This is a genomic window from Streptomyces sp. NPDC004031 (assembly GCF_053604375.1).
Genome location: NZ_JBSGHL010000131.1, coordinates 1 through 3,713, shown reverse-complemented (window position 1 = coordinate 3,713; position 3,713 = coordinate 1). Strand labels below are relative to the sequence as shown.

Genomic DNA, 3,713 nt, shown 5'->3' with positions numbered 1-3,713 from the left:
CCACACCCTCACCACCACCCACCACCACCCCCAAACCGCCCACCGCAACACCACACCCCACACCCCCCACCTCACACCCACCACCACCGACAACAGCGTGCTGGCACCTCCGTCGGACACCGCGGTGTGGCGCATCGACGTTGCGAAGGCGGGCACGCTCGACGGGTTGGCCCTGGTCGCCAATCCGGAGGCAACCCAGTCGCTGGAGGCCGGGCAGATCCGGTTGTCGGTGCGGGCGGCCGGTCTCAACTTCCGCGACGTATTGATCGCGTTGGGGATGTATCCGGGTGAGGCGCGGATCGGCAGCGAGGGTGCCGGGATCGTGCTGGAGGTCGGGCCCGGCGTGACCGACCTCAAGCCGGGCGACCGTGTGATGGGCCTGCTGTCGGGAGGCGTCGGGCCGGTCTCGGTGACCGACCGCTTGCTGGTGGCTCCGATCCCGGAAGGCTGGTCGTTCGCCCAGGCGGCGGCGACCCCGATCGTCTTCCTCACGGCGTACTACGCTCTGCACGACTTGGCCGCGGCTGAGGCGGGGGAGACCCTGCTGGTGCACGCCGCTGCGGGTGGCGTCGGCATGGCGGCCGTCCAACTGGCGCGCCACCTCGGGCTGGAGGTCTTCGGCACGGCGAGCCTCGGCAAGTGGGACACCCTGAGGGCCCAGGGCTTCGAGGACGGCCGCCTGGCCGATTCCCGCACCCTGGAGTTCGAGCAGCGCATCCTCGCGGCCACCGGCGGGCGTGGCGTCGACATCGTCCTTGACTCGCTGGCCCGGGAGTTCGTCGACGCGTCACTGCGGCTGCTGCCGCGCGGCGGGCGGTTCCTGGAAATGGGGAAGACCGACATCCGCGACCCGGAGGCCGTTGCCGCGGAGCATGCGGGCGTGGTCTATCAGGCGTTCGACCTGATGGAGGCCGGTCACCCGCGTATCCAGGAGATGCTGCGTGCGTTGGTGGGCCTTTTCGAGAGCGGGGTGCTGCACCCGCTCCCCGTCACCGACTGGGACGTACGGCGTTCCCCGGAGGCGTTCCGTTTCCTCGGTCAGGCCCGCCATGTCGGCAAGGTCGTCCTCACCGTTCCGGCGGCGCTCGACCCCGAGGGCACGGTGCTGGTGACCGGCGCCACCGGCACTCTGGGCTCGCTCTTCGCCCGCCACCTCGTCACCCAGCACCAGGTCAGGCATCTCCTTCTCGTCAGCCGCCGCGGTGCCGACGCCCCCGGCGCGGACGAACTCACCACCGAGCTGACGGATTTGGGTGCGGAGGTGACGTGGGCCGCGGCCGACCTGTCGGACCGTGAGGCAGCAGCCGCCGTGCTGGACACCGTCCCGGCAGAACACCCCCTCACCGCCGTCGTCCACACCGCAGGCGTCCTCGCCGACACCCTCCTGCAAAACCTCACCCCTGAGACCCTCTCCGAGGTCCTGCGCCCCAAAGTCGACGCGGCCTGGAACCTCCATCACCTCACCCGCGACCTCGACCTGTCCGCGTTCGTGCTGTTCTCCTCGATCGCCGGGATCACCGGGAACGCCGGGCAGGCGAACTACGCGGCCGCGAACACCTACCTCGACGCCCTCGCCCACCACCGCCACACCCACCACCTCCCCGCCACCTCACTCGCCTGGGGCCTCTGGGGAGGCGACACCACCGGCATGGCCGACACCCTCAGCGAGACCGACCGCGAGCGTATTGGCCGCTCCGGCATCACGCCCTTGACCCCCGCTACAGGACTGGGCCTGTTCGATGCCGCGCTGGCAGGCGCACGCCCCGGCGTGGTGCCCGTGCGCTTGGACGTGGCCAGGCTGGACGAGAACAGCCCGCTGCTGCTGCGTGGTCTGGCCACGCCGGTGAGCCGCCGCCGTTCGGTGGCGGCCGGGGGCTCGGCGGGTGCGGGCGCGGGTGCGGGTGCGTTCGCGGAGCGGCTGGCCGGTGTGGGAGAGGCTGAGCGTCGGCATGTGGTGTTGGAGACGGTGCGTTCGGCGGTGGCGGGTGTGCTGGGGTTTGCCGGGGTGGAGGCCGTGGGGCCTGATCGGGCGTTCAAGGAGTTGGGTTTTGATTCCTTGATGTCGGTGGATCTGCGGAATCGCCTTCAGCAGGTGGTGGGTCTGCGGTTGCCGGCGACGTTGGTGTTCGACTATCCGTCCTCGTCCGTCCTGGCCGGATTCCTGCTTTCGGAACTGATGGGTTCGGTGGCCGAGCGTTCGGCTCCGGCGGTGGTGGCCTCTGTCGGGGTGGACACGGCTGGCGATCCGGTGGTGATTGTCGGTATGGCGTGCCGGTTCCCGGGTGGGGTGGATTCGCCGGAGGGGTTGTGGCGGTTGGTGGAGGGTGGGGTTGATGCGATCTCGGGTTTTCCGACGGATCGTGGGTGGGATCTGGAGCGGTTGTACGACCCGGATCCGGAGGCTGTGGGTACGTCGTACACGCGTGAGGGTGGGTTTCTTTACGAGGCGGATCGGTTTGATCCGGAGTTCTTCGGGATGAGTCCGCGGGAGGCGGTGGCGACGGATCCGCAGCAGCGTTTGCTGTTGGAGACGGCGTGGGAGGCGTTCGAGCGGGCGGGTATCGATCCGGCCACCGTCCGCGGCAGCGACACCGGAGTTTTCGCCGGCGTGATCTCCGGGGACTACGCCTCCCGACTCGGCCGCATACCCGGCGAGTTCGAGGGCTATCTCTCCACCGGCACGACCACCAGCGTGGCGTCGGGCCGGATCGCGTACACCTTCGGGCTGGAGGGCCCGGCGGTGACGGTGGACACGGCGTGCTCGTCCTCGCTGGTCGCCCTGCACCTGGCCGCGCAGTCCCTCCGTCAGGGCGAGTGCAGCCTCGCCGTCGTCGGCGGTGCCACCATCAACGCGGGTCCGACGAGCTTCATCGAGTTCAGCCGGCAGCGCGCGCTCTCCGCGGACGGCCGCTGCAAGGCGTTCTCCGCCGACGCCGACGGTACGGGCTGGGGCGAGGGTGTCGGCGTACTCCTCGTCGAGCGGCTGTCCGACGCCCAGCGCCTCGGTCACCCCGTGCTGGCGGTGGTGCGTGGCAGTGCGGTGAACCAGGACGGTGCGTCGAACGGTCTGTCGGCGCCGAACGGTCCTTCGCAGGAGCGGGTGATCCGTCAGGCGCTGGCGAACGCCCACCTGACGTCGTCGGATGTGGATGTGGTGGAGGCGCACGGGACGGGTACGCGCCTGGGCGACCCGATCGAGGCGCAGGCGTTGCTGGCGACGTACGGGCAGGGGCGGTCGGAGGACCGCCCGCTGTGGCTGGGCTCCATCAAGTCCAACATCGGACACACCCTGGCGGCCGCGGGCGTCGCGGGTCTGATCAAGATGGTGATGGCGATCCGGCACGGCGTCATGCCGCGGACCCTGCACGTCGACGAGCCGACCCCGCACGTGGAATGGGATTCGGGCGCCGTCGAGCTGCTGACCGAGGCCCGGGAATGGGACGAGGTCGGCCGACCGCGGCGCGGCGCTGTCTCCTCGTTCGGCATCAGCGGTACCAACGCCCACGTCGTGCTGGAACAGGCGCCCGTGATCGAGGAGACGGCCCCGACGACCGACAACCCGGTGGTGTCGGGTGTGGTGCCGTGGGTGGTGTCGGGTCGTGGTGGGGGTGCGGTGGCTGGGCAGGCCGGGCGGCTGCTGGAGGTGGTGTCGGCCGGTGAGGTGTCGCCGGTGGATGTGGGGCGGTCGTTGGTGGGTTCGCGGGGGGTGTTCG

1 protein-coding gene is annotated in these 3,713 nt (G+C 70.5%); it reads left to right on the top strand.

All coding sequences use genetic code 11. From position 1 onward, the window contains the following. The coding region (locus tag ACWERV_RS36560) for a type I polyketide synthase (RefSeq protein WP_452941186.1) at nt 1-3,713 on the top strand (3,713 nt) is incomplete at both ends.